General features: G+C 68.0%; 1 protein-coding gene. It reads left to right on the forward strand.

From position 1 onward, the window contains the following. Positions 1 to 284 (forward strand): ATP-binding cassette domain-containing protein (locus ALMP_RS17250; RefSeq protein ID WP_264928919.1); only part of this gene is annotated, 284 nt, incomplete at both ends.

Raw genomic sequence — 284 nt, forward strand, 5'->3', positions numbered from 1 at the left:
CGCTTCGACCTGGTCGACGCCGCGAAGAAGCCCGCCTCCACCTACTCCGGCGGCATGAAACGCCGCCTCGACATCGCCATGACCCTGGTCGGCGACCCGCGGATCATCTTCCTCGACGAACCGACCACCGGCCTGGACCCCCGCTCCCGCCACACCATGTGGCAGATCATCCGCGAACTGGTCTCCGACGGCGTCACCGTCTTCCTCACCACCCAGTACCTGGAGGAGGCCGACCAGCTCGCCGACCGCATCGCCGTGCTCAACGACGGGAAGATCGCCGCCGA

Origin of the sequence: Streptomyces sp. A012304, from assembly GCF_026008495.1 — a bacterium.
Classification (GTDB): Bacteria; Actinomycetota; Actinomycetes; order Streptomycetales; family Streptomycetaceae; genus Streptomyces.